This window comes from Bradyrhizobium tropiciagri (assembly GCF_018130545.1).
GTDB classification, from domain to species: domain Bacteria; phylum Pseudomonadota; class Alphaproteobacteria; order Rhizobiales; family Xanthobacteraceae; genus Bradyrhizobium; species Bradyrhizobium tropiciagri_A.
The window spans coordinates 1-20,439 of sequence record NZ_JAFCKF010000007.1 but is presented as its reverse complement, the minus strand read 5'-3'; the positions used below and the strand labels follow the sequence as shown (position 1 = coordinate 20,439).

The following is a 20,439-nucleotide window of genomic DNA, read 5'->3' as shown; positions in this document are numbered from 1 at the left end:
AGTACGAACCGTACGGCTCACTAGGTATTTCCCGCGTGGCGTCCTGCTCTTGCGCCTCGCATAGCGTCGCGTCTCGCTCGCCGTGACCGGAATGTTCAATTTTGGCCTGGTGGAGGTGGAGCCTCCGTCGCTGAATTGTCGGCGATGCGGCGGGCATCGGCGACCTTCGTTCCGTGGTTGCGAAATACACCGGTGACCACGTACAAGACTCGCCCGAACATGCGGACACGGGAATGCGGTGTCATCGAGAGAATCTCTTGAGGAAAGCCAGGAGATCAGCGGCGTCGCTATCGGCCTGATCGCCCGATAGGCCCGGAAAGACCATCTTGTTTCCTGGAATGGTGGATCGCGGGCTCTTGATCCACGCCGTCAATTTCGCCTCAGTCCAGAGGCCGCCCGCTTGGCCTTCGGCCTTTAGCGCGTCCGAATATGGGAATCCCGGCGAATGCGAACCGATCTTGGCCCCAACTACGTTGTTGAGCTGCGGGCCTGCCTTGTCGGCAGCCCCTTCACCAATGGAATGGCAGGTAATGCAGCGTGCGAAGAGCTTTTCTCCATTGGCCGCATCCTGCGCCTTTACGGGACTGGAGACGGCTAGGATGGCGCCGAGCGCCAATGCTGACAATGACTTCATAGCGCTTCTCTTCGTGGGTATTCCATTCCAACCGAAATGGTCAGAACGTGGCGACGGTTGGTTTGCGCGTCGCGACTGCTCGCGACGCGCAATGCTCCCGGACATCACGAACTACGCGGCAAAGATCTTGGAGCTGGATCCCAGAATATTCTTCGGATCGTACTTTTTCTTCGCGGCTTCAAAGGGACCCCACGCTGGCCCGTAGTGCCGGATCCAGTCGTTCTGCGTGAACGGAATCGCGCTAGCGGTGAGGCGCGTCCCTCCAAGATCGCGGGCTTCCTCGTAGAGCGACCGATTGACCGCGAGGAAAGCTGGAATATCTGCCTTGTTTGGCAATACGCGGTTGAATTGAGTCCGAAAGATCAGGTCTTCACTTGCCACGCGCGCGAGCGGCCGTTTGAAGACATTGCCGCGCCAGGCGGAGATCCAGGGCGCAACATAGGCCGCCCTCTCGGGCTCGTTCAATGTCTTGCCTACGAAGGCGTCGAACTTGGACGCAGGGACGGTGAGATAAAGGGACGGCTTGGGAGCGTCGAGGCAGCTGTAGCATGTCTCAGCGCGACGGTAGTATTCCTCGTAAGTCCAGGTCTTTACCTCCTGGCTGGCAAAGTGGAGCCCCTTCGCCAACTCCTCAACCTTCGGCGGAGGGCTTGATTGATCGTAGAAGAAACCACACTCGACATAGTATTCGAGCCCGCCGATTGGATAGGGCCGGCTACGCAAGTCGAGATGATTGAAGCGCCCGTCCTTGGCGAGGAAGGCGAGGTCATGCGCAGCGGAGAGAACGTCATCGCGGTAGAAGAACCTTATGTAGATGACATTCGTCGGCGCCGCCACGAGGCGCATGACTGCCTTAGTGATGATTGCGCATTGCCCCATGCCCGAGAGCACGGCATTGAACAGTGCTGAATTTTGCTCCTCCGAGCAACGTACGAGATCACCTGCGCCGGTGACGACCTCAAGCTCAAGCGTGTGGTCGACCATAAAGCCATTGTTCCACGTCGTCGGGCCAAATCCAGCGGTGCTGAGCGATCCGCCGACGGAGAGGAATGTGTCATTGATGACTGGCAGCGTACGCTTCTTCGCTGCAGCCGCAGCCACGGCCGGCCCCCATGTAGAACCGCCCCCGACTTCAATAGCGCCGTCATCGATGACGCGCAGGGACGACATTGCACTCATATCGACCAGGACGCCGTCCTCGATCTGGGCTTGACCGTACATCGAATGCGCCATTCCGCGCGTGCCGATTTTCAGTCCTTGGGTGTTAGCGAGCTTTACCAACTTTACGATGTCGTCCGTTGAGCGAGGCACGAGAACCGCGTCGGGGGTGAGGTGCACGATCTTGCCAAAATCGTCCGCGTACACCTTGCGGGACGCTTCATCGAGAACGAGCTCTCCGGAGAGACCCGTGAGATCCTTACGCACAAGGTCCGCTGTTCCGCTCGCGCGCGCAAGGGCAACCGAGGATGTCGTTTTCAGTAACGCTGCAGTCGACAAGGCCGTGAGCGCGCCTTTGGCAAAACCCCGACGAGTAATACTATAACCCATGTTGGCAGTTCTCCTTTTCCATCCTCGGCGCCCTCGCTGACCGCATGCGACCATCCGAGTTGCCTGATATAGACGTCACCTCCGCCGCGACCGCGTGAGAGGTCAGCAATGAAGTCCCACGAGTTGCTGCAGCGCATTTCGGCGCACTATCGGCAGTCATATTCACAATGGCCGCCGATGCTCTTCGGGTTGTTCACTCGAACGAATGTTAACGAATGGATAATCGTCACAAAGGACGAATTTCCTCCAAATCCTGCCATTGGCGCGAACACGGCAGCGCATCAGCGAGGTGGGGCCAGTAGTTATCCTAGGTAGAGTAGATGTGTCGCGACATCGATCGCTAAGGGCGAACGGACACACGCAGGCCGATACGCAAAAGCGGGTATACGGCAGCGCACAAGATCGCTAATGGTGCCGTGGTTGTTTGGGAGGACGCATGAAGAGTTCGATTGAATGCATCGTAGACGGATATGTTAGGCTCAACGATCGCCGCGCACTGGAAGATCTGCTTTCGCATCGAGAGATGCTGTTGAATCGCCTTGGTGGGCAGACCGGTCTCGATTTGAGTGGCACGATCAAACAGATTGCGGATGAGAGGCGGGTTATTGAAGCGGGCATTAGGCAGCTCAAGTCCGGCGACTTTTCGTGCCTCAGTTCCAGCGGCTTCGCCGACTTTCGTGCGGTCGACCAGTCTGAGGTATGAGCTTTCCTGTCTTGCGCGCAAGAATCCGGTCCGGCTTTGCGCAGCCGGTTGCTACGCTACGGCTCCCGCGCTTCCAGGCATACTCTCTATGCGACAGGAAGACAGACCTTCCTGCCGCTTTGTGCGCTGGCTCCCGCTGCGTGATCTTAGCCGCGGTAGGGCTATTCGCGCCGACTAACCTACTGTTGAGCCAAACGACATTAAATCGCCTCCTGTCACCGCGTCGGTTCGGTCGTCAGCTGGCTTCGCGATGGCCGAGATAGGTGTCCAAAATGCGGGGATCTCCGATCAAAGTTTCCGAATCTCCATGCATCAGGACACCTCCGTTCTCCATGACGTACGTGCGGTGGGTAACCTGCAGCGCGTAGGAAGCCATCTGCTCCACCAGAAGAATGGACAATCCCGCTCGATTAAGCTCGGTCAGTACCGGAAACAGCAGATCGAGGATCTTCGGCGCAAGACCAAGCGAAAGCTCATCGATAATCAAGAGAGTGGGTCTCGACAGAAGACCGCGCGCGATTGCGAGCATTTGTTGTTCGCCACCCGATAGAGAGCCGGCTGCCTGGGGCAGACGCGCCCGGAGCACAGGGAAGAGGTCGAGCACGCGTTCCGTATCCGCGGCAAGCTGCGTCTTGGCCCGGCCGCCGCGAAGATAGGCACCCAGTATGAGATTGTCCTCAACAGTCTGGTCTCCAAAAATGTGTCGACCCTCCGGCACCATGGCGAGCCCCTTGGCGACAACTGTGTGGCTCGGCAAGCCAGTAATTTCCACACCGTCAAACGTGATTGAGCCGGCCGAAGGAGATTTCACGCCGCTAATCGCGCGCATGACCGAAGTCTTACCTGCGCCGTTCGAACCGATTATGCCGACGAATTCTCCTCGACGTACTTCCATACTAACGCTTCGCACTGCCTCAATGCGCCCATAAGCAACCTTAAGATCATTCACCTTCAATAGTACGTCGGTCACTTCGCGCCTCCGATCTCTACGGGCTCCGGGAGAAGCCGATCCGGTCGTTTGAGACTTAGATTCCCGCGACCGAAGTAAGCTTCGATAACCTTCGGATTGTCTCGTACGTCCGCGACGGTACCGGCGGCGATTACCTTTCCGTAATCGAGCACAGTAATATGATCCGATACGGCCATAACCATTTCCACGTGGTGTTCTACCAAGATGACGGTCACCTCGTTGTCGGCTAGTAGCCGGATAAGGCGTTTGAGGTCTTCTATTTCTCCATGTGTGAGGCCCGCCGCGGGTTCGTCCAACAAGAGCAGTCGCGGCCGCAGCGCGAGCGCCCGGGCGATCTCCAGACGCCGCTGGTGACCAAACGGCAGGTGCCGTGCTTCATCGTCAGCGTAGTCGGAAAGACCGACAAGACACAGCAACTGTTGCGCCCGTTCGCGGAATGCGAACTCCTCCCGCCGAAAGCGTGGTAACCGCAACAGCGTCTCCGTCAGCGTGCTGGCGTAGTGTGTGTGGAAACCGACCAGAACGTTATCAAGTACCGTCATTTGGCCAAATAATTCGGTGTTCTGGAACGTCCGAGCCATGCCGCGGCGCGCAAGTTCGTGACTTTGCCTGCCCCCGACGCGTTCACCGAAAAAGAGAACGTCCCCCGACGTCGGTTGATAAAAGCCTGAGATCAAGTTGAGGAGGCTCGATTTGCCAGCGCCGTTTGGACCAATCAGGGCGTGAACGGTCCCGGCGTACACCGAAAGTCGGACGTTATCGACCGCAGTGAGACCGCCGAAACGTACCGTTAGTCCCTCGGTAACGAGTGCCGCGTCCGTTTCGTGCTCTGCCATGAGCGTCGCCGGTTCGACCGATATTTGGTGATTGGGCCAAGGTTCAGCCTCACGGCGCCGCGCCCGGCTCGTGGTATGGTGGTACAGGTCGGAAAGTGAGCCTACGATACCCCGTGGCATGACGAACATCACCGCTGCCAGGAGAACGCTGAAGGCGAAAATCTGCCATTCCCTCAGGTTCTGTAGTGCTTCAGCGATGTAGGTGAGGATGGAAGCGCCAAGCAGCGGCCCTAACAGGGTGCCGAGCCCACCGAGAACCACCATCAGGAGAAAGCTGACTGAATGGAAGAAGCTGAATGTTTCGTAGTTTACGTAAAGATTCAGGAATGCATAGAGGCCGCCGGCCAGACCGGCTAGCGCCGCCGATATCACGAATGCAAGCGTACGCATTCCCGCGAGGTTGATGCCGAGTGCACGGGCGGCACTTTCGCTCTGTGCCGTCGCACGCATCGCGCGGCCATAACGGGAATGCATAATGTTGTACTGCACGACGAACGCAAAGAAGAGGCAAGCCGCGACCACCCAAAAATAGATCGGACGCGTGAGGACGACACCGAAGACATTTCCTCGCGGAATCCCTATTAGCCCCTGAGAACCTCCCGTAACGCTCAGCCATTCGATCAAGATGTTTTCGAAGACAAGACCAAAAGCAATCGTGATCACGGCGAAATATGCCCCCCGTACTCTCACGGTGGGATAAGCCAAGATAGCGCCGCAGCACGCACTCGCGAGTATGGCAGCCGCGATGGCTGGCAGAAACGAAACGTTGTGCCGTACAGCAAGCCACGCCGCTACATAGGCACCCAAACCGTAGATCGCGGCTTGGCCCAATGAGACAAGTCCGGCCTGGCCGATCAGGATGTTGAGGCCGATCGCCACGATCATCAAGATCATGGTGCGCATCAGCAGGCCAAGTTGATAGCCCGACGGTCCCAACTCGCGGAACACCACGAGAAAAATTGCGCCTGCGGCCAGAATGAGGAGGAGTTGAACGCGCGGAGACATCATACTTTCTTCACCTCGCCACGTCCGAAGATCCCCTGCGGAAACGCAAGAAGCGCCAGGATCACAAGTGAGAAGCCAAGGGCGTCGCGCGCGCCAGTGGAGAGGTAGCCTTCGATGAACTTCTCCATTACGCCGTAGGCAAGACCGACGATGACGACGCCACGGGCGCTCGAGATGCCGGCCACGATAGCTACCCCGAACGCCTTTAGGCCGGTCAATGCACCCATCGTTGGGAGGGCTGGAAGCACGGGCGCGATCAAGATACCGGTCAAAGCGCCGATACCAGCCGCCAAAGCGAACGCGATCAAGGCTACCAAATTCGAATCGATTCCCATCAGTCCCGCGGCCATGCGATCGGCTGCGACAGCGCGCATGGCTCGACCAAGTCTCGTACGCCGATAGAAGACCTGTAGCCCAAACATTGTTGCGACAGCTGCGATCGGCAGCAGGAGTTCCTGTGCGTACACTCCGGCGCCACCCAGGCGAATTGGCTTCTCTGCAAGAATTGAGGGAAGCTGTCGGCCTAAAGACCCGTAGGTCTGCGTAGCAGCGCTTTCAATCATCATGCCGACAGCGATTGTCGTCAGCATCCATCCGATAGAGTGCGGCTCCGTATTGAAGGGCCGAACGAAAAATCTCTCGATAAGAGCACCGACCACAGCGGCTATCGCGACGGAGGCGGTAACGCTAACAAACAGCGGAAGCCCACGTTCGGTGAGAACCACAGCCACAATGGCACCGAGCATATAGATGTCGCCATGGGTAAAGTTCGCGGCCTTGCTGGCTTCCCACATGATGTAGAGCCCAAGGGCCAGTAAAGCATAGATGCCCCCGAGCGTAAGCCCGTTTAACAAATACTGGACGATTTCTCCCATAGTCCCCGTTACTCTCCAATGAGTGCGAGCGCGACCGGACGGTTGCTCCTGACTCCTCAATGGAGCAACCGTCACGATCCAAGAATAATCCGAACGCTTGAGCCCTGGTGTCCGGGCCCGATACGTCAGGCCTGTTTCAATTTCACTTGGTTACGTACGGCGTCTGTTCGACGGGCATCAGCAAGCCCTTGTAGTACGCCAGCAGCTTATATTGAGACGGGAGAATCGAGTCGTGGCGTTCGGCCGCTAGCTCGAACGCGGGATCGAAAGTACCAGTAATCCCGTTGTACTTTACCTTGTAAAAGGCATCACGCATCTTTGCCCTATCGAATGAGCCCGCGATCTTCAATGCTTCGGCGATGATGTAGACAGCGTCGTAGGCGTTAGCCGTGCCACTGGGCATAGAGACCTGACCCGGATTTTCCAGGGAGAATTTGGTCTTCATCCGCTTCCAGATCCCTTCAGCCCGTGCATCAAGCTGTCCGGTCCAGGCGAAGGTCCCTGCGACAAAAACTCCGTCCGCAAGCGTACCGGCGGCCTCGCCGAGCTTGGCGCTCAAACCCCATGCGCTGACAATCGTTGGCTTATATCCAATCCGCTCCATGCTCCGCAGCATGGCCTGGCCCTCCGGGTCGACGCCGTAATAGACGACGGTATCGGCGCCTCCGTCACGCAGGCGAATGAGCTGCGCGCTGAGGTCCTGGTCTTTGAGGTTAAACGTTTCTTTGCCGACCAGTTTAACTTCCAATCCCTTCGCAGCAGCTTCGATATCAGGCACCGCGCCCTGACCCCAACCAGTAGCCTCGAACATCAATCCGATCTTCTTGTTCGAACTCCGCTCGAGTGCCTTTTTCAGAAGAAATGGTGCAACCCAACGATCCTTCATCGAGGTGCGGAACATCCACTCGTTTGTGCCTTGCTCCCACTCAATGACGCGAGTGCCGGCGGACATGACGCCCATCCAGGGCAGTCCGATCTCAGAAACGACTGGGCGGATCGCGAGCGCATTTGGGGTACGGAACCCGCCGATCATCGCGATACAATTGTCTTGCTCGCCGATGCGTCGAGCATTGTCGACTGCACGAGATGGCTCTCCTTGATCGTCATAGGCAATGACCCGGAGCTTCCGGCCAAGTACACCGCCAGCTTCGTTAATTTCATCAACGGCAGTTTCCACACCCATGCGAACCGCTAAGCCCATATGCGCGATAGGGCCAGTGAGCTCCCATGATCCCGCAATACAAGGCTCGGCCTTTTGCGCCCAAGCAGGCGTGCCAGCAAGTGCGATCGCGAGCAAGGCGTTGGCGGCGACGACCGTCGCGCGCAACCCGGTGGGGGACGAGATCAAAATCATACAACTCTCCGACATTAAGGTGATTGCGTGCCGTGGCACAAAGCGCCTGCGCGATGCTGCGCGCATCGTGCGGCATTGCTCATCCTGCGAAGTTCAGCAAGTTCCGTACCAAGCATCTTCGCGACGGTTGGAGTCTCGCTAAGTTTGCCGACTGGTCGTAAGGCGAGCAGTTTTCGGCGCCGGCAAAGCAAGGTGGAACAGCTAGCGAATACAGTCGCCCGTAACGATTTCGTAAACTCTGCGCAGAACGTAATCGAATCTCGCTTATGTTTTCGGCAGCAATTTCGAGTCCCTCTGTTTCTTGCTTTCAAATTTGTTCGAATTCAAAAGCAAGAAATCGAGTAGTGTCGATGCAGCCGGTCGTTCACATCACGGCAGCCGCGTTCGATCGGGCGGCGTGAGTAGTCTGCGCCATCGACGCTGTTCAGTGTTAATCGCGTCGTCCGTGGGTTTCTTGAATGGTCACGCTAAATCCTCGGCCAAACGGCCTTGTTCCTGGTCGTGACCGAATTCGAGGCGCAAACGTCATTTTCCGCGTGCTTGTGCGATCGTAAATACGAATAGCGATTTGACGTTTGCTCTTCGCCGGTTCGAGGTGTGCGGAACGGATCCGACGCTTTTGTAAGGCGGTCCGCGTGCCCCGATCGACTGAGGCGGCAATGGTGCCGCGCTTCAGTGAACCAATGGAGACTGTGTATGACCTGGAAGACGCCAAAAATCGTCGAAGTGGCCGTTGGGCTCGAGATCAATATGTATGCCTGCGCGACGCGGAGGTAGAGCTCTTACGCGATGAGAGCTCCGGACAAGGTGGCGATCGAGTCTTCATGAGGTGCCTTTGCCTTTGTCTCCCTCAAGGCATTTGACCGTGGAGATTCCAGCCACCTTGTCCCCCTTGCGACAGCCTTCATGAGAGCGCTTCGATGCGCGTCATGGTGCGCTGCGCGCGCGCCGGGGGGACTACCAGTGGATCTGCGGGCGTTCACTCTGGCTGGAGGCACTTGTTGGCCGCCAGGTACCGGAAAGTACAGAAGCATCACCAGAATTGGTCACTGATCAATGCTGCGCCAGCGACTGATTATTACACCTTGTCTGCGTCCGCGGCGAAAACGACAGCGCCATATCGCGAATCGCACCCAGCGATCATCCCCCATGCTGAGGTCGATGCCGTCGCCGGATTGCTGATCCTACGCGAAGGCTCGCCGTTTCGGCTCTACGAGGATCTGATGCCAGTCGTTCGACAGCGCTTGACGATGAGCGAAGAGAGCCGGCCCGCGCTGTCGCGTTACGCGAAGCTGAGGTTCGATGGGGTTCGGCAGCGCTGGGTCATACTCGCTCCCGAACGCGTGTTGGCGCCGGATGACATCGCGGTGGAAGTCCTACAGCTGTGCGACGGCGACCGGACGGTTATGCAGGTGATTGACATCCTCGCAGAAACGTACACAGCAGACCGCGCCGAGATAGCTAGTGATGTGCTCTCAATGTTAAGAGCTCTTGCTGAGAAGGGGTTTTTGATCGAAGGCCGGGAGAGTTAGATTTCATGACAAGCCACAGTAAGGATAGCTGCGGCTCCCCACAGGGCGCGGTGGACGCGCTGACCACCCTTGAGGGTAGTGCGTCGGCCGCGCGGTCATTCGGGATTCCGCTTGCTGTGCTCGCCGAGCTAACCCACCGCTGCCCGCTGCAGTGCCCATATTGCTCGAACCCCGTTACCCTAGAGCGCGCGAGCAGCGAACTGACGACGTCGGAATGGAAGAAGATCCTGGCAGAGCTCGCCGAAATTGGCGTGCTGCAGATCCATTTCTCGGGAGGCGAACCAACTATTCGAAGGGACCTCATCGAACTGGTCCAGTATGCCAGCGACGTTGGTCTCTATTGCAATCTCATTACTTCCGGTGTGCGACTTGACCGAGAGAGACTAGGGCGCCTGGTCGATGCCGGACTTTGCCATATTCAGATCAGCTTTCAGGGCAGTAAAACTGCGAGCTCCGACCGGGTGGCCGGGTTGGCGGGGGCCCATGCAAAGAAGATCCAAGTTGCGGGGTGGGCGCGCGAGCTCGAGCTGCCACTGACCGTCAACGCTGTGATGCATCGACAAAATCTGCGCGAGCTTCGCGATGTCATCGAAATGGCGGTAGATCTTGGGGCGGATCGGCTGGAAGTCGCGAATGCGCAATACTATGGCTGGGCGCTAAAGAACAGAGCCGCGCTGATGCCTACAATGCAGCAGGTTGAGGAATCAACTCGTATCGTAGAGGAGGCCCAAATTCGACTGAACGGAATCCTCGCGATCGACTACGTGGTTCCCGATTATTACGCATTGCGTCCGAAGAAATGCATGGGGGGTTGGGGGCGGCAATTTTTCACTATCTCACCCGCCGGCAAGATATTGCCATGCCATGCTGCGGAGACCATTACGGGCCTCGAATTCGAATCAATACGCAGTAACCGATCGATCGCCTGGATATGGCAAAACTCTGAGGCCTTCAACCGCTATCGCGGAACCGACTGGATGCCGGAGCCGTGTCGCAGCTGTAAGTACAAGGAAACGGACCTCGGTGGCTGTCGTTGTCAGGCCTTTGCTCTGACCGGTAATGCGGGTGATGTCGACCCTGCTTGCACGCTGTCGCCGGTGCACGCGCGTCTTTTCGCGACTGCCGAAGCCGAATCGGCCACCGAAGAAAATCGTTTCATCTATCGCAATTTCTCTAGTGGCGCGACGAAGTGCCGTGGCCAGAACGAGGGTACCTCTGAGGTAGGAGACTAGTTTATTGCGTCTCGGGATCGTGGTCCTCTGCGTCGCTGTCGGCTGGTGCGGCGTCAGCTTTGGCGAGCCTTCCCAGCAACTTAAGATCGGCTATATGTGGATGAAACCCTCCAAGATCAGGGTCTCGCTGCTTGATGTCCCGGCTGACAATGACGGTCTCGCAGGAGCGCAACTCGCAATCGACGATAACGCCACCACGGGTCAATTCCTGAACCTAGGTTTCGATCTTGTCGATCGTGAGGTGTCGAAAGGAGAGGATCCAACCGAGGCGGTCAAGGAGTTGGCAGACGAGGGCGTCGGCATGATCGTGACGAGCCTCGACGCCGAGCGGTTACTAGCGGTCGCCAGTGCTGCCATGGCGCACGGCCAGCTCATCCTTAATGCGGTCGCAATCGACGAGCGGCTACGCGCGGAGGATTGTCGTGGCAACGTTATCCATGTGGCTCCCAGTCGGACCATGCTGTCCGACGGACTGACGCAGTATTTGACCTGGAAGAATTGGAAGCGATGGTTACTGGTGGTGGGCTCCCACGACAATGACAAGTTGTTCGCCGATGCGCTGCGGCGAAGCGCGGCCAAATTCGGTGCTAAGATAGTGGATGAGCGCGAGTTCAAGGATACCGGCGGCGCGCGTCGCACCGACAGCGGCATCGTTGAGGTCCAACGGCAAATGCCACTGCTCACGCAGGGGGCGCCCGAGCATGACGTCGTGGTTGCCGCGGATGAGAGCGAGGTGTTTGCCGGCTATCTGCCCTTCAGAACCTTTGTACCGCGACCGGTCGTGGGTTCCGCAGGGCTCGTCCCAGGCACTTGGAATGCGGCGTTCGATCAGTGGGGTGCAGTGCAGTTGCAGAATCGCTTTGTTATCAAGTTTCATCGACCGATGAGCACGCTCGATATGCAGGTCTGGACCGCAGTGCGCATGGTGGGCGAAGCCTCCGTGCGCACTGGCTCCGCGGACGTTGCGAAACTAGTGGACTACATCAAGAGTCCGGAGTTTTCAGTTGCCGCCTTCAAGGGGCAGAAACTTACGCTGCGCGATTGGGATATGCAGTTGAGGCAACCGATTCTCCTGTTCGACGGCCGTAATACGGTGTCGGTCTCGCCTCAACACGGTTATCTGCACCAATATTCAAGCCTGGATACGCTTGGGACCGACCGCCCGTCGAGCAAGTGTAAGCTGAACTGAAAATTGTGGGGAAAGAGCACGTGGAGAGACCGAGATTGCGATCGCCGGTTGGACTAGGCTGCACCATTATCTTTGTGGCACAATTGGCGTCTGCGGCATCCGCCGTTGCCTATACAGCCTATGTTTCCAACGAGAAGAGTAATTCGATCTCGATAGTGGATACTGATGCAATGAAAGTCACCGGTGCAGTTAAGACCGGTCAGCGGCCGCGCGGCATCGAGACGTCAAAGGACGGGAAATTTGTATATGTTGCCGTGGGCGACGACGATACAATCGAGATCATCGACGCGGCGACGCTGCAGGTCGCGGGCAAACTGCCGTCGGGCGAAGACCCCGAACAGTTCGCGATTGATTCCGGCGACAAATATCTCTATGTGGCGAACGAGAACAGCGCGCTTCTGACCATCATCGATCTTGCAACGCGCCAGAAGGTCGGACAGGTTGCAGTCGGCATCGAACCAGAGGGGGTTGCGATCAGTCCCGATGCGCGGATCGTCGTCTGTACTTCAGAGACGACGAGTATGGCGCATTTCATCGATGTTGAGGGGCGCAAGGTCGTTGGCAACCTGTTGCTGGGCGCCCGCCCGCGCTCCGCGGCCTTCAAAGCCGACGGATCCGAGCTGTGGGTGACATCGGAAGTGGGCGGTGGACTTTCGATCGTCGATCCGGCGGCGCGCAAAACCAAGCAGGTGGTGAAATTCGCTATCCCTGGATTGCGGGGCGAGGAGATCCAACCGGTTGGCATCAATCTCACACATGATGGCAAGCTCGGTTTCGTCCATCTGGGTCCGGCCAATCGCGTCGCCGTAGTCGATGGAATCAGCCATGAAGTACTCAAATATCTCTTGGTAGGCCAACGGGTGTGGCACGGCGCGTTCACGCCAGACGAGAAATACCTCCTGGTGGCCAATGGCGCGTCCAATGACATCTCCGTCATCGACGTTGCGGCGCAAAAGGTGATCAAGTCAATCCAGGTTGGCGAAATGCCTTGGGGGATCGCGATCGCGCCGACTAGGGATCGGTGATGGCGGCTACTGCTACCGGCTCGATCCCATCGCTTGACGCAGATCCCGATGCATCCAGATGGCGCAGCCACGGCTTCATCGACCGCGGCTGCTACTGCTCGATGAAGCAATCGCCGACCACGATATCCGTGCGCGCGCCGCTGTTCCTCCGTGTTAGCGGGCCGAAAGCCACCGACATACGTGCCGCCTTTGGCCGGCTCACGGCGGCCGCGGACGAGATCGTTGGGTGCGGCAATGACAGACCTCTTCGAGGGACGATATGCGGGTGGCATCGGCCCGGCACCGTACTTGATTTTCTTTGGCGGGATCATCCGGCTGCAACCACATGCGAATCCTGATCGTTGACGATCATCCGATTGTTGCTTCCGGCTGTCGAGCATTGTTTGCTTCACATCCGGAAGTTGAGATTGTCGATGCGGTCGATGCAGATGCCGGGCTCGCCGTCTTCGTCGCCGAAGAACCCGACATTTGCGTGCTCGATGTCAATCTTCCCGGGGTCTCCGGCCTAGAACTCGCGAGGCGTATTCTAGGGCGGAAGGCCTCCGCGCGGATCGTCATGTTCAGCATGAATGAGGATCCATTCTTCGCGGCCCGAGCAATCGAAAGTGGCGCGCGGGGCTATGTGTCCAAGTCAGGCGAGCCCACGCATCTCGTTGAAGCCATCCGAAGGGTCGCCGGCGGCGGCCAATATCTCCCGCCATCGATCGCCGAACGTCTCGCGTTCGGGCAGATCGAGTCAACCAAGGGCCCGTTGGCGAAACTGTCGGCACGCGACGTCGAAATTCTGCGACTGCTAGGAGCAGGCAAAAGCCTGTCCGAGGCGGCCTGGCAGCTTAGAGCATCCTATAAGACGATTGCCAATACGTCAGCCATCATTCGCCAAAAGCTCGGCATGCGTACGCTGTCCGAACTGGTTCGGTTCGCGATCGAAAATGGGTTGGCGTGAAGCCGGTCAATGTCACGGCACGCCGTTTCGGATGGTGCCGTCCTAAGATCCGCAACAGTCGATTTGATGAAGCGGCGATAACGTCTGCTTCGGGATCACGCTGGTCGGCATGGCGATGACGTGTTGGTCTCAGCGCGCAATCCGCAGCATCAACTTCTATCGGCCAAACGGCTACACCTTGGGGTCACGAAGAAACAGAGATGTCTAACGGAAATCGGGAGCTGCACTTGCTTGTGCAGCTCCCGAAGTGAGTTCAGTGGGTCTTCTCGGCGATTTCCTTAATCCCGCCCAAGCCGGCGACCAGGATGTCATTAATTGCCTGGGTCGTCTTTGCTTTGTCGTTTCCTGCCTTCACGTCGAACGATACATGCCATTTCACAACCGTGTGGCTCGCATCGCTGCCGGGTTCCACCCAAATCTTGCCGGTGTGATGCTCGATCGGAAGCGGCGCCTCCATGATGGAGTAGCTGTAGCTGGTGTCGCTGACATCAGTAAGCTTTTCCTTCACGATCCCACCGCCGTCTTTCACGGTCAGAAAGCGCCACACGACGCCGTCCTTCATATTTTGGGTGCAGTTCGAAAAGACCCTTCCCCAAGTCTTGATCGAACAATATTCGTTTGCCACCTTCCAGACGACATCCGGGCTTGCGGACACAACGATCTGTTCCTTCACCTCGACCGCATTGGCCGTTGCAACACCTGCCAGAAGCATACAGGCAGAGAGGGCAACCATCTTCTTGCGCATTCGTTCTTCTCCTATCCGAGACCTTCGTCTCACGCGTTGATCGTCTAGAACTCCCAGAATTAGCGTTTCCCCGACGGCAGGCACCTAGCGCCGCAACCGACTCTGACTAGGTCTCCGGGCCGCGAGATGCACCCGAGCGAACGCTTAAAAAGGGCGCGGAAATCTTCCTTCCGCGACGCCCGATTTTGCTCAGAAATCGGGCGCCGCCTTTTTGTACGATCCTTGGGTTCGACACAAAATGACGTTTACACCTCAGTTTCTGTCGCCGGGGCCGAACGTCGCGAGGTGACGAGCGTTTGTGCCTGCCTCTCGACCGCGCGTTTCTGCGCGGTGCGGGCGAAATAGGCGGATCCTCCTAGGACGAGGTGCACCACGTGGGGCTAGGTCGGATTAGGCAACGCCGCGTGGGCGCAGGAGCGCTGCACCGTGCAGGTCTTGAGCGTCGTCAAGATTGGGTCAGACGGCAATTCGCGTCTGCTGTCGCGTGAAAATTCGAGGCCCGGAGATCCGTGGACAACGACGGATGCGGCGGTCGTCAGTTCGCGCGCACTAAGCGGGGTGGGCTGGTGCCCAATCTCGGCTGCCAGGTCGATCTACAAACGCGCGCGTATCGCGCCGGACCGCCAGCGGACACGTTCCGTACTTCCGCATGAATGCTCGACGCATCCGTTCGCGGTCGCCGAAACCGACCGACTGCGCGATGACATCAACGCTTTCGCACCCGGCTTGCAGCTTTTGTCGCGCGAGCTCGGCGCGTAGGCCCTCTACCGCCTTGGCAGGAGTCTGTCCAGTCTCCGCGACAAACGCGCGAGCAAACTGACGTGGGCTCAGATGTGCTGCCTCAGCTAAGCGTTCGACCGATAGGTTTTCGGCGATGTGTTCACGAGCGAACGCAAGGGCAGCGCGGATTCTATCGGTCGGCGGATCCATACTTAGCAGCGCCGAAAATTGTGACTGGCCGCCTGGTCGTCGATAGTAAACTACCAGGTCCTTAGCCACCTCGCGCGCAACGTCCGCGCCTAGGTCGTCTTCAATAAGGGCAAGTGCCAGATCGATGCCGGCAGTCACGCCTGCCGACGTCCAAATCCCACCATCCTGCGTAAAGATTCTTTCGGCGTCGACTTGGATGTTGGGGTACATCTCTTGAAGAAGAGTAGCCTTGCGCCAGTGCGTCGTCACCGTACGACCATCGAGAAGACCTGCCGCAGCAAGAATAAACGTGCCACTGCATACACTCGCGATGCGTCGCGAAGTCGTGCTGGCGTTCTGGATAAATTTAACGCAGCCTTCGAGTGCTTCAACCTCATCTGCGTCTACGGCGCCTCTGCCTCCGACTACGACCAGCGTATCAGGCGAGGCCCCCCGGTATGGGACTGTTTGGACCGCGACACCGGCGGAGCTGACGACAGTCCCGCCCGTCTCGGACAACACTTGGATGTCATAAGGCGTTGGAGACCGAAAGTTGCACGCCGCATCGAATGCGGCGAGGGGGCCCGTGAGGTCCAATATGTGAAAGCCCGGGAAAGCAAGGAAACCAACCACAGTGCTCATCTAGGCTACCCGCAAAGTGACCAGAGGAAGTACGGACACGGTCGCCGAAGCTTCCGCCTTGAGTTCAACAGTTCCGTTGCTCCTCTGCAAGAGGCGGGCCGATTATTTCGTTATTGCATCGCGGCGGGGTGAATGCGGTCAAAATTGGTACCGCGAGCTGAACGCATGGTTCGCTCAGGCAGTGATGCGTATCATCAAGGCGTTAACCAGACACTTCAATGCCCAAGTTTTCATCGGATAGCGCAGGACTTAATCATTCGAACGCCGCAGGGTTGATGCTCTGCGGCAACAGTGCGTGCTTCCGTGTTTGGAACCAAGGCCAATGGCAGGAAAGGAGGCGGATACGTCATTTACGCGCATCGTGAGGATGTGCGGAATTTCACTAACGGAATCTGCAAGCAGTCGGCACCTCGCGTGATCGTCTGCCTGCCGGCGTGTGCTCTGATAGAACCGGAATTTGAACGTGGCTACGGAAACATCGATGGACGGCTTTACTGAGGTCCAGAAGCGTTATCTCGAAGGCTTTATGTCCGGCCTTCAGCTCGGACGTAGTGCGGGGCTGCGCGGACCCTCTAAGCAGACTGTTGCGTCGGACGCCGAGCCCACCGGGCCTGACGCAGCACACATTAGGGCGCAGAACCGCTTCCTGGGCGAGGGAAAGAAACTCTCAGAGCAGGAAGTGATCAAACGTGAGCAGCACCCTTTTGATGGCTTTGATCGGCTAAAAGAAGAATCTCGCACGAACTCTCCGCCATCAGCAGCGGACGCTTTTCGCTGGCGCTGGTTCGGTCTGTTTTTCCAGCCGATGGTCGGCAAGACCTATATGTGTCGTGCCCGCGTTCCGAACGGGTCCGTTAAGCATTGGCAGTTTGCTGAACTGGCCAACCTCACGGAGCGATACGGAAACGGCAAAGTGCAAATCAGCACGCGTGCAAATCTTCAGATCAGGGATGTGCAATCCAAGGACACGATTACCGTTATTCAGGCTTACCAGGAAATCGGCCTAACCGGCCTAGCGTCTGGCGCGGACAATGTGCGCAATGTTATCGGCAATCCCGCCGCGGGTATCGACCCGCAGGAGCTGCTCGATACGAGGCCCTATGGCAAAGAGCTTCATTTTCAGCTTCTCAGCGATAGATCACTGAGCGGAATTCCGCGCAAGTTCAACGTTGCATTCGACGGAGGCGGAATTATTCCGCTAGTTGAGGAGGGCAACGACGTCGCATTTGTGGCTACCAACATAAAGGACGGTTTCGGTGTCGAGCCAGGCATCTGGTTCCGCCTTTGGATCGGCGGTGTGCCGCCACACAACATTTTTGCAAAGGACAGCGGGGTAATTGTCCGGCCGTCAGATGCAGCCAAGCTTTCTGTCGCGATCGTGCGGGTCTTCATCGACTACGGCAATCGGGCAGCGCGCAACAAAGCACGACTAAAATATCTGCTGGACGAAATTGGGCCCCACAAGTTCTTCGAGCTCGTCGAAGAGCGCTACGGAAATAAGCTGACCAGAGTGTCGGCGGACGCGATTTCGGACCGTCCGCCGGCCGATCGCACTGCGCATATCGGTGTACGCCCCCAGAAGCAGGCAGGGCTCAATTGGATCGGAGTCGCCATGCCGCTTGGCATGATGACAAGCGAGCAGGTGCGCGGCCTAGCCAAGTTGGCGCACGATCTTGGTGATGGCGATATTCGGACGACGATCTGGCAAAATCTTCTCATATCCGGGATCGCTGACCATAACGTGCCGTTGGCGACTGCGGCGATCGAGGCGCTTGGCCTGGCCGTGAAGGCATCGCCGATCCGGACCGGCCTCGTGGCTTGCACTGGCACGCTAGGCTGTAAGTACGCCAACACGGCCACGAAGCGCCACGCGTTGGAAATCGCATCGTGGTGCGAAGAGCGGGTAGCTATCGACACTCCGCTGAATATCCATGTCACCGGATGCCCAAATTCCTGCGCGCAGGCTGGCATTAGCGATATCGGCTTGTTGGGCACCAAGGTGAGCAAGAACGAGGAAGAGGATTCCGTCGAAGGCTATCATATCTATGCCGGGGGTAGCTTTGGCCCGAATGGGACCTTCGGAAAGGAGGTCTTCAGGGATGTGCCGGCAGACGAAGCGCCGTCATTCGTGGAATCGCTATTGCGCGCGTACGTTGCGAATCGTACTGCGCCTGATGAGCCTTTCGTGGTCTTTGCGAGCCGATACGATGGTGAAGCGCTCAAGAAACTCGCTGAGGCGGAAGCCGCGGCATGACTTCCGTTATGCCTCCGCGAGAGGTTATCTCGCCTTCCGCGCCGTTTTCGGACGCCCAACGCGCTTGGCTCAATGGCCTGTTCGCAGGTCTGTTCGAGCCTGACGACGGAGCATCTCCCGCGGTACCGACGGGAGTCGCGAGCGACGGAGACGATGGCGCCGCGCCTTGGCACGATCAGACGATGCCTATCGCGGAGCGCATGAAGTTGGCGGAGAACCGGCCACTGCGGCGGCGAATGATGGCAGCCATGGCCCAGCAAGATTGCGGCCAGTGCGGTTTCAACTGCAGCGACTACGCAGACGCTATCGCCAATCGATCGGAGGCGCGCCTCAATCTTTGCGTTCCAGGCGGAAAAGAAACCGCAAGGATGCTGAAGGCACTGTACGCCGAACTGGGAGGCGACGCGTCATCCGGTCTCAAGCCCGCAGCTGAGGTCGTGCCCGCGGTATCCGAGATTCGCACAAGCGAACGCGGCAGGTCGCGCGACAACCCGGTTGAGGCGGCGTTTCTCTCACGGTTACGTCTCAACAAGGCTGGCTCGGAGAAAGAGACTTGGCATCTCGATTTCGATCTGACCGATACAGAACTCGACTATGAGGTGGGAGATTCTTTGGGAGTGTTTCCGAAGAACGATCCCATTCTCGTCGGCGATGTGATCGCCGCGCTCGGCGCGAGCCCTGACCACGTCATTGGCGAGGTGGCCCTGAAGACCATCCTTACGGAGCGCGTATCGCTATCGCCGGCACCCGATACGCTCTTCCAATTGCTGTCATACATTATAGGTGGGACAGCGCGTCAAAAGGCGAGGGCGCTGGCATCCGGTGAAGATCCCGACGGGGATGCGGCATCGCTCGATGTGCTGGCGGCCCTCGAGAAATTTAGCAAAGCCAGACCTGATCCAGAGGCGTTTGTTGAGGCGCTCGAGCCTCTGCAGCCAAGGCTCTATTCGATTTCGTCTTCGTATAGGGCCTCGCCGGCCAAGGTGTCGCTCACGGTCGATGTTGTCCGATACGAAGCCGGTAAGCGCCGTCGGCTCGGTGCCGCTTCGACATACCTGGCCGAACGCATACAGTCCGGAGAGAAGCTGCCGATCTATGTTCAAAAGGCGCATGGATTCGCCCTGCCTGCGGATCCAAATCTCCCAATTATCATGGTTGGACCTGGAACGGGTGTAGCGCCGTTCCGCGCGTTTCTTCAGGAGCGCGGCGCGCTGGGCGCATCTGGACGCAACTGGCTGTTCTTTGGTCATCAACGAAGCGACTTGGATTTCTTCTATTCCGACGAGCTTAAGGCCATGCGGTCGAAGGGCCTGCTGACGCGTCTGTCGTTAGCGTGGTCGCGCGATAGCGATCAAAAATTCTACGTGCAGGACCGCATGCGCCAGTCGGGACAGGAGGTGTGGTCATGGTTGGCGGACGGAGCGCATTTCTACGTCTGCGGCGACGCTAAACGTATGGCGAAAGACGTTGAGCGAGCGCTCGTCGAAATTGTCGCTGAGTTCGGAAAACGCAGCACGGACGACGCCATAGCATTCGTCGCCGATCTAAAGAAACGAGGCCGCTACCAGCAGGACGTCTACTAGGGGCCCCAATCGAGGCATTGAAGAGAAATTAGGCCGGCAGCGCCCAGTCGCCAGCTCATTCCACGTCATTAACCAAGCAGGGATGCACTCAATGACAGACACACTGATCAAGGTCGATCTCACCAAGTCGGCTTATGAAAACGACAAGATTCACAACCGCTGGCATCCGGAGGTTCCGATTGTCGAGTGGGTTAGCCCCGGTGACGACTTCATCATCGAGACCGTCGACTGGACCGGCGGCTTCATCAAGAACAACGATTCCGCCGACGACGTGCGCGACATCGATCTCTCGATCGTGCACTTTCTGTCTGGCCCGATCGGTGTCAAGGGCGCCGAGCCCGGCGACCTCCTGGTCGTGGACCTGCTCGACGTTGGTCCCCTGAAGGAGAGCCTGTGGGGCTTCAACGGCTTCTTCTCCAAGCAGAATGGCGGCGGCTTCCTCACCGACCATTTCCCG

Annotated in this window: 17 protein-coding genes and 1 pseudogene; 10 read left to right on the top strand and 8 right to left on the bottom strand. The window is 58.0% G+C overall.

The features are described 5' to 3' along the window. Positions 1 to 241: 241 nt before the first annotated feature. Together JQ616_RS28120 and JQ616_RS28115 are read right to left on the bottom strand one after the other, a co-directional pair. Positions 242 to 634 (bottom strand): c-type cytochrome, encoded by a 393-nt coding sequence (locus JQ616_RS28120; protein WP_212020225.1) that lies wholly within the window; start codon positions 632 to 634, stop codon positions 242 to 244. 111 nt (positions 635 to 745) lie between these two features. Continuing rightward, positions 746 to 2,182: an FAD-binding protein gene (locus tag JQ616_RS28115; protein WP_212020224.1), complete on the bottom strand. Its 1,437-nt coding sequence runs from the start codon at positions 2,180 to 2,182 to the stop codon at positions 746 to 748. 436 nt (positions 2,183 to 2,618) lie between these two features. Between JQ616_RS28115 and JQ616_RS28110 the strand changes: the two genes are divergently transcribed. Continuing rightward, positions 2,619 to 2,885: a hypothetical protein gene (locus tag JQ616_RS28110; RefSeq protein ID WP_212020223.1), complete on the top strand. Its 267-nt coding sequence runs from the start codon at positions 2,619 to 2,621 to the stop codon at positions 2,883 to 2,885. A 235-nt stretch (positions 2,886 to 3,120) separates the two neighbouring features. Here the strand turns inward: JQ616_RS28110 and JQ616_RS28105 are convergent, their stop codons facing one another. The 4 genes from JQ616_RS28105 to JQ616_RS28090 all read right to left on the bottom strand — a co-directional run bounded on the left by JQ616_RS28105 (position 3,121) and on the right by JQ616_RS28090 (position 7,925). After that, positions 3,121 to 3,855, bottom strand: coding sequence for an ABC transporter ATP-binding protein (locus JQ616_RS28105; protein WP_212020221.1), 735 nt, complete (start codon positions 3,853 to 3,855; stop codon positions 3,121 to 3,123). Further along, positions 3,852 to 5,699 carry a branched-chain amino acid ABC transporter ATP-binding protein/permease gene (locus tag JQ616_RS28100; protein ID WP_249137359.1) on the bottom strand — a complete coding sequence of 616 codons (1,848 nt, stop codon included), beginning with the start codon at positions 5,697 to 5,699 and terminating at the stop codon, positions 3,852 to 3,854. The genes JQ616_RS28105 and JQ616_RS28100 overlap by 4 nt, the downstream gene beginning before the upstream one ends. Further along, positions 5,696 to 6,571 (bottom strand): branched-chain amino acid ABC transporter permease, encoded by an 876-nt coding sequence (locus JQ616_RS28095; protein WP_212020219.1) that lies wholly within the window; start codon positions 6,569 to 6,571, stop codon positions 5,696 to 5,698. The genes JQ616_RS28100 and JQ616_RS28095 overlap by 4 nt, the downstream gene beginning before the upstream one ends. Positions 6,572 to 6,713: 142 nt before the next feature. Continuing rightward, positions 6,714 to 7,925, bottom strand: a complete 1,212-nt coding sequence (locus JQ616_RS28090; protein WP_212020217.1) for an ABC transporter substrate-binding protein — start codon at positions 7,923 to 7,925, stop codon at positions 6,714 to 6,716. Between the two features lie 696 nt (positions 7,926 to 8,621). Between JQ616_RS28090 and pqqA the strand changes: the two genes are divergently transcribed. The 6 genes and pseudogenes from pqqA to JQ616_RS28060 all read left to right on the top strand — a co-directional run bounded on the left by pqqA (position 8,622) and on the right by JQ616_RS28060 (position 13,849). Continuing rightward, a complete protein-coding gene (pqqA, locus tag JQ616_RS28085) occupies positions 8,622 to 8,702 on the top strand; it encodes a pyrroloquinoline quinone precursor peptide PqqA (RefSeq protein ID WP_212020879.1) in 81 nt (26 codons plus the stop codon). A gap of 446 nt (positions 8,703 to 9,148) precedes the next feature. Beyond that, positions 9,149 to 9,457 carry a pyrroloquinoline quinone biosynthesis peptide chaperone PqqD gene (gene pqqD / locus JQ616_RS28080; RefSeq protein WP_212020878.1) on the top strand — a complete coding sequence of 103 codons (309 nt, stop codon included), beginning with the start codon at positions 9,149 to 9,151 and terminating at the stop codon, positions 9,455 to 9,457. 5 nt (positions 9,458 to 9,462) lie between these two features. Beyond that, a complete protein-coding gene (gene pqqE / locus JQ616_RS28075) occupies positions 9,463 to 10,689 on the top strand; it encodes a pyrroloquinoline quinone biosynthesis protein PqqE (RefSeq protein ID WP_212020215.1) in 1,227 nt (408 codons plus the stop codon). A gap of 35 nt (positions 10,690 to 10,724) precedes the next feature. Then, a pseudogene (locus tag JQ616_RS28070) lies at positions 10,725 to 11,878 on the top strand (ABC transporter substrate-binding protein). A 35-nt stretch (positions 11,879 to 11,913) separates the two neighbouring features. Further along, positions 11,914 to 12,903: a PQQ-dependent catabolism-associated beta-propeller protein gene (locus JQ616_RS28065; protein WP_433996009.1), complete on the top strand. Its 990-nt coding sequence runs from the start codon at positions 11,914 to 11,916 to the stop codon at positions 12,901 to 12,903. Between the two features lie 325 nt (positions 12,904 to 13,228). Next, complete coding sequence (locus JQ616_RS28060) at positions 13,229 to 13,849, top strand: response regulator transcription factor (RefSeq protein WP_212020211.1); 621 nt, start codon at positions 13,229 to 13,231, stop codon at positions 13,847 to 13,849. A gap of 253 nt (positions 13,850 to 14,102) precedes the next feature. On the opposite strand, the gene JQ616_RS28055 is transcribed toward JQ616_RS28060, so the two are convergent. Both JQ616_RS28055 and JQ616_RS28050 read right to left on the bottom strand, forming a co-directional pair. Continuing rightward, a complete protein-coding gene (locus JQ616_RS28055; protein ID WP_212020209.1) occupies positions 14,103 to 14,594 on the bottom strand; it encodes an SRPBCC family protein in 492 nt (163 codons plus the stop codon). 549 nt (positions 14,595 to 15,143) lie between these two features. Continuing rightward, positions 15,144 to 16,145 carry a GlxA family transcriptional regulator gene (locus JQ616_RS28050; protein ID WP_212020207.1) on the bottom strand — a complete coding sequence of 334 codons (1,002 nt, stop codon included), beginning with the start codon at positions 16,143 to 16,145 and terminating at the stop codon, positions 15,144 to 15,146. Between the two features lie 481 nt (positions 16,146 to 16,626). Here JQ616_RS28050 and JQ616_RS28045 point away from each other — a divergent pair, with 481 nt between their 5' ends. The 3 genes from JQ616_RS28045 to JQ616_RS28035 all read left to right on the top strand — a co-directional run. After that, on the top strand, positions 16,627 to 18,399 hold the full coding sequence (locus JQ616_RS28045) for a NirA family protein (protein ID WP_212020206.1): 1,773 nt from the start codon (positions 16,627 to 16,629) through the stop codon (positions 18,397 to 18,399). After that, positions 18,396 to 19,982: a sulfite reductase subunit alpha gene (locus tag JQ616_RS28040; protein ID WP_212020205.1), complete on the top strand. Its 1,587-nt coding sequence runs from the start codon at positions 18,396 to 18,398 to the stop codon at positions 19,980 to 19,982. Before JQ616_RS28045 ends, JQ616_RS28040 begins: the two co-directional genes overlap by 4 nt. A 91-nt stretch (positions 19,983 to 20,073) precedes the next feature. Then, positions 20,074 to 20,439: acetamidase/formamidase family protein (locus JQ616_RS28035; protein ID WP_212020204.1), on the top strand; the 366-nt coding region annotated here is incomplete at its 3' end.